A 5,485-nucleotide genomic window follows, 5' to 3' on the forward strand; every position below is an offset into this window, starting at 1 on the left:
AGTTTGGCTTCCGTAAAGCGGTCTATAAAGGGTTATCCAAAAATGATAATAAGCTCGCGGTGTTGTTTGCACTGGGAAATTTGCTACGAGTAGATCAGATGATCAGGTCTGCACGGGGTTAATCCGTCTAGATGACGGTAGTTGGAGCTCTAAAGGCTCCAACTAGGGAATAAGACACACTAAAAACTGAGGTTTTGAGCAAATTTAAAAGCAAATCAAGTCAGGTCAGGTGTGACTTCGTACTAACTAGCTGACTTAATCGCACATTCCTAAAGCATAAAGATCAATCCATTATTAATCCTATGATAATACATCAATATGTATTTATGATGAATTTACCATGACAAATCATGACAAATCATGACAAATCATGACAAATCATGACAAATACTTCTATTCAAAAATGAGTACCGCCCTTTTATTTAGTGACTGCTAATGTAAAATGTTCCCAGCTCACTATCAAGCAGTGTTTAAAATCAATATGTATTACCCAGTAACTACATCTATAACAAATTGACACATTAAATTACTCCTGAGAAAGGATTAACTATGCGTAACAATCAACCCATCACCAACACGGAAGCTACTTTTGCGCCTTCAGTAAAATTGATTACTGTCACTGACAAAAGCGGTAATATCGTCAAATGCAACGATGACTTTGTAAACATCAGTGGCTTCAGTAAAGACGAACTGATTGGTCAGCCTCACAATATTGTTCGCCATCCTGACATGCCTGCAGAAGCCTTTAAAGTGATGTGGGAGCATTTAAATGCAGGAAAGCCTTGGATGGGGCTTGTAAAAAACCGCTGTAAAAATGGGGACTTTTATTGGGTTGACGCATATATTACGCCGGTAACGGAAAACGGTAAGGTAGTGGGTTATGAATCTGTTCGTTCATGCCCTAATCGTCAAGATGTTGAGCGAACCGATGCCCTGTATCGTGGAATAAAAAATGGCAAAAGCGTTCAATCAACGTGGCCCATTTCCCTAGAAAACAGCTTGCTGGCATTGGCTGTGGTGATTTGCGCTGTTCTTTTTTTCAATGATTATGCCGCGGCAGCTCAGATTGCCTTATTAATGAGCGTTGTTTTGTATGCGTTCTTCGCTTCTGCTCGCAAAAAAGCCATGCTGTCTTCGTTAAATACCATGTTAGAAGATTCTTTTTCTCACCCACTGGCAGTGCACAGCTATACGGATGACACTGGGCCAGTCGGTAAGCTTAAGGTGTCCATACTCAGTCAATTTGCCCACCTCAGTACGATTATTACTCAGATAGAAAGTGCGGCCGCCGATGTGGCAAGAGAGTCAGAAAAAAGTGCGCAATACACAAACATTACTCAAAAAGCCATCGTCAGTCAGCAATCTGAAACCAAGCAAGTGGCGACCGCCATTAATGAAATGACCGCCGCCATTGCGGAAGTATCAAAACACGTCAGTGATACCGCTACGAAGGCAGAAACAGCGAGTCAGCTGGCTTTAAACGGCACTAACGTCGCCAACGTTACTCATCGTTCTATTGAGAAGTTAAAAGGTACGGTTCAGGAAATAGGCAGTTCTGTCCATGGTGTGTCGGATCAAACGGCAAAAATTGCACATGCGGCACAAATGATCGAACAAATTGCTGAGCAAACGAATCTTCTGGCATTAAATGCGGCAATAGAAGCGGCCCGAGCTGGGGAGCAAGGACGCGGCTTTGCCGTGGTGGCGGACGAAGTGAGAGGTTTGGCTCATCGTACACAGGAATCCACCAAAGAAATTTATATCATTGTTAATGAATTAACAGAGCGTGCTCGTAATGCGGTTCTCATTGCTGAAGATGGTGCAAAAGACGCGGAAGAAGGGCTCACTCAGGTGATTCAGAGTGGGGATGTGCTATTGGGTATCTCTGACTCAGTCAGTCAAATTGCGTCTATGTCGACACAAATGGCAACAGCGGTTGAAGAGCAAGCGTATGTTGCTGAAGCTATCAAAAATCAAGTGGCAAACATTTCTGAGTTGGCGGACACCAGCGCCAAAAGCTCTATTGAACTCTCAGATACAATCACATATTTAAAAAATATCTCTGATGAATTGCATGAGCTTGTCGTTCGATTTAAGAGGTAAAGCAGTATGGATACGATGCTTAGTGATTTAGGCTTGCTTTATCAGGCGTTGATGGATTCCGCCGCTGACGCCATTGTTGTGATTAACAACAAGGGCGCCATCCTGCATTTTTCCAAATCAGCAGAACAGCTGTTCCAGCGTACTTCAGAAGAATGCATTGATCAAAATGTGAATCTTCTTATGCCAGAGCCTTACAAAAGTGCTCATGATTCTTATCTTGGTCATTATCACCGTACCGGAGAAGAAAAAATTATTGGTATTGGCCGAGATGTAAAAGGCGTTAAAAAAGACGGTACTGTTTTCCCTATGCACTTGTCTGTCGGAAAAGCCGTCATCAAAGCGCACACTTATTATATTGGCATATGTCATGACTTATCTGAGTATAAAAAAAATCTCACTGAAAAGTTGCAGCTTGAATCTTTGCAAAATGCACTATTTGATGCTGCTGTTGACGGCATTATCATCATTAATCAAAAAGGCCTCATTACTAGCTTTAACAAAGCGGCTGAGGATATGTTTGGTTATGATAAAGAGGAAACACTGGGAAACAACGTCAGTATGCTCATGCCTTCACCTCATCAAGGTGCCCATGACAGTTACTTAGACAATTATGTTTCCACAGGTGAGGCACAAGTCATTGGAACTGGACGTGATGTTCCTGGTCGTCGAAAAGATGGTTCAATTTTTCCTATGCGCCTTTCTATTGGTGAAGCACAAACCGATCAAGGTATCAGTTTTATCAGTGTTTGCCATGATCTAACCGATTACCAAAATGCACTTATTGATTTAACAAAAGCCGAGCAGCGTTATAAAAGTATCGTTGAGTGCCAAGGGCAGATTATTTGTCGGTTAGACCAAAATTTCAAAATCACATTTGTAAATCCATCTTTTCAAGACATATTTGACTGCACAGAAAAGCAAATTATCGGCTTAGATTTTATCAATTTTGTACAAGGGAATAAGCAAAATGTTCAAAGTGCCTTACAGAATGTCTTTGATAGCGTAGAAAAAAGCCAATCAAAGTTGAAGACAACGATGAGAGGAAAAAGTGGTCACTTAGATACTGAGTGGTGGTTTACCAAAGTGCCTAATGAGTTTGGGTTAAACGAGATTCAAGGGTTTGGTATCGATGTTTCAGAAAAAGAAGTTGCCTTAAAAGAGGCTGCGTTTTTCAAAAATCACGATGTACTCACAGGTTTACTTAAAATTGAAGCCTTTATCGCAGGGTTGTGTGAATGGATGACAAACAAGCGCCATGCTATTTTTTTATGTGGATTTAAATCACTTTGGCTTAATTAATAACCGATATGGTTTTGATATCGGAGATCAGATTCTATTAGAAATACCTCATCGTCTAAAAAGTTGCGTTAATCGTAAGACTCTACTATGCCGTCCTAATGCCGATGAATTTATTGTTGCTACGAGCGTCAGTGATGCGATCGAGGCAAATGATATTGCTCTTAACTTATTGGACTGTATCAGTAAGCCTTATTCTGCTGGACGCGATGATGTTCGTCTTAGTGGCAGAGTAGGGGTGGCTATTTACCCTGATGATGCACATAAAATAGACATGGTTATCCGTCAAGCCGAGTCAGTGTTGGCAAAAGCAAAGAGCAGCTCAAATAACATTGCATTTTATGACTCAGAGTTTAATTCTACGCTGCAGAGGCAGTTGGACGTAGAGCAAAGGCTTCGAGTCGCCCTTGAAAATGAGCTGTTGAAAGTGCATTTACAAGCCAAAGTCGATCTAATCACCACTGAAACAATAGGCTACGAAGCACTACTGCGATGGAATGATCCTGTATTGGGGCCAGTCTCTCCTGTCGAGTTTATTCGTGTAGCAGAAGAGATGTCACTGGCAAAAGAAATAGATCGCTATGTATTGAAAACCGTGTTTATGAGTATACGACGTAGTTTGGATAACCATAAAAGCGTGTTGCCGATTGCCGTTAACATCACGTCTTCGCATTTTAATGATGTATCCCTTACTGATTATATTCTTGCACTGTCTGATGAGCTTCAGGTGCCATTAAACTACTTGGATTTAGAGGTCACAGAAGGTGTGTTGCTGGAAATGAATCAGAATGTGGAAAACAACTTACGTTCTTTACGTGCTGAACAAGTCAAGGTGTCGATTGATGACTTTGGTACCGGGTATTCATCCCTGAGTTATATTCGCAAGTTAACCGTTGATGCTCTGAAAATAGACAAGAGTTTTGTGGATGATGTGGGAGGCGAAGTAGGGCAGCACTTGGTATCCGCTGTTATTGCCATTTCGAACGCCGTTCACCTTGATGTGATTGCAGAAGGTATCGAAACAGAAGAGCAACGTCAAATACTGATAAAGTTAGGGTGTCGTATAGGTCAAGGCTATCTGTTTGCAAAGCCGCACTATATCTGTGATGTCCTTAGTTTAGTTAAAGAAGGTGAAATTAAACGTAACAAATAAACGGACTTGTTACATTCGAATTCACGATTTTTTACTTTTCCTCACGTTTTCTTTACGCCGATATTGATCAAATGGCTTCTAACGGATCAATCAAGTTTGGAGAAAAACGTGAAAAAAACTTTCATTACACTGTCCTTTGCTGCCTGCTGTAGCTCTGTTTCTGCTCAACCTTACATTGGCGTTGAGCTTTTGAAAGCTAACACCAGTACAGACATTAGGGCGCCTCGAAAAACCCTGCTGCTCGTCGTCTGAACAGCTAAACTGCCCGGAACAGCTTTTTCGACTTGATATCATGCCGGTCTCGGGCTCAGTGGCACCGGCTGCGGTCGTCTCTCAGTGTGCCCATCAGGCACATTGAGCCGCCACCAACGACTCAAAATGCCTTAATCCCGGCCCGCTGAAAGTACACCAACCGCTTCAGCTTGTAGCAGGCAGCCATCATTGTCATCGCAAAGTTGGCTCTCGCCTGGCCCACTGTGCGGATCAACTTGCCCCCCATCTGATCGATGCTGGCGAACACATGCTCGACGCGGGCACGAGTTTTGGCGATCCGCTTATTGCGACGTTGTTGGCACTCCGATAACGGTTTCTGGCGGTGGCCTTTGCGCTGAATATGGTTGCGGTAGCCGTGCTCTTTCAGCCAGGCTTCCCGCTCGGTCGATGGGTAACCGCGATCGGCATAGACGTCCTGACTGGTGTTGTACCGATCAAGAACAGCCTCGAAGTGCTGGCTGTCATGCACTTTGGCGGTGTCACATTGAAAACGCCGGATCACCTTGTACTTGGCATCGACGTTGATTGAGAGTTTGTAGCCAAAATGGCTTTTCCCGTGCTTCTTCGTCCAGCTGGCATCGGTATCCTTTTGCCGTCGTTTGGCGGGCTTCCAGTCGGCTGGCATGGCTTTTTGATCCAGCAGCTCTTTGTCACTGCGTC

Annotated in this window: 4 protein-coding genes and 1 pseudogene; 4 read left to right on the forward strand and 1 reads right to left on the reverse strand. The window is 43.2% G+C overall.

From position 1 onward, the window contains the following. Positions 1-549: 549 nt before the first annotated feature. From ASC49_RS20360 to ASC49_RS19470, 4 genes and pseudogenes are all read left to right on the forward strand, one after another. Positions 550-831: pseudogene (locus ASC49_RS20360) on the forward strand (PAS domain-containing protein); the annotation flags it as partial. Positions 832-1,077: 246 nt separating this feature from the next. Further along, the gene (locus ASC49_RS19460; protein ID WP_428838697.1) at positions 1,078-2,103 is read left to right on the forward strand and encodes a methyl-accepting chemotaxis protein; all 1,026 of its coding nucleotides are present in this window, start codon (positions 1,078-1,080) and stop codon (positions 2,101-2,103) included. Positions 2,104-2,109: 6 nt separating this feature from the next. Next, positions 2,110-3,402, forward strand: a complete 1,293-nt coding sequence (locus ASC49_RS19465; protein WP_055464875.1) for a PAS domain-containing protein — start codon at positions 2,110-2,112, stop codon at positions 3,400-3,402. After that, a complete protein-coding gene (locus ASC49_RS19470; protein WP_055464876.1) occupies positions 3,359-4,552 on the forward strand; it encodes a putative bifunctional diguanylate cyclase/phosphodiesterase in 1,194 nt (397 codons plus the stop codon). The genes ASC49_RS19465 and ASC49_RS19470 overlap by 44 nt, the downstream gene beginning before the upstream one ends. A 373-nt stretch (positions 4,553-4,925) precedes the next feature. On the opposite strand, the gene ASC49_RS19475 is transcribed toward ASC49_RS19470, so the two are convergent. After that, on the reverse strand, positions 4,926-5,485 hold a 560-nt coding region (locus ASC49_RS19475; protein WP_055464877.1), incomplete at its 5' end, for an IS5 family transposase.

The organism is Marinomonas fungiae (assembly GCF_001418205.1).
In the GTDB taxonomy this organism is placed as follows: Bacteria; Pseudomonadota; Gammaproteobacteria; order Pseudomonadales; family Marinomonadaceae; genus Marinomonas; species Marinomonas fungiae.

Excerpts from the sequence above, each read along its gene's own strand:
- ASC49_RS19460 (WP_428838697.1), top strand. The coding sequence starts at position 1,078 with ATGAGCGTTGTTTTGTATGCGTTCTTCGCTTCTGCTCGCAAAAAAGCC.
- ASC49_RS19470 (WP_055464876.1), top strand. The coding sequence starts at position 3,359 with ATGCTATTTTTTTATGTGGATTTAAATCACTTTGGCTTAATTAATAAC.
- ASC49_RS19465 (WP_055464875.1), top strand. The coding sequence starts at position 2,110 with ATGGATACGATGCTTAGTGATTTAGGCTTGCTTTATCAGGCGTTGATG.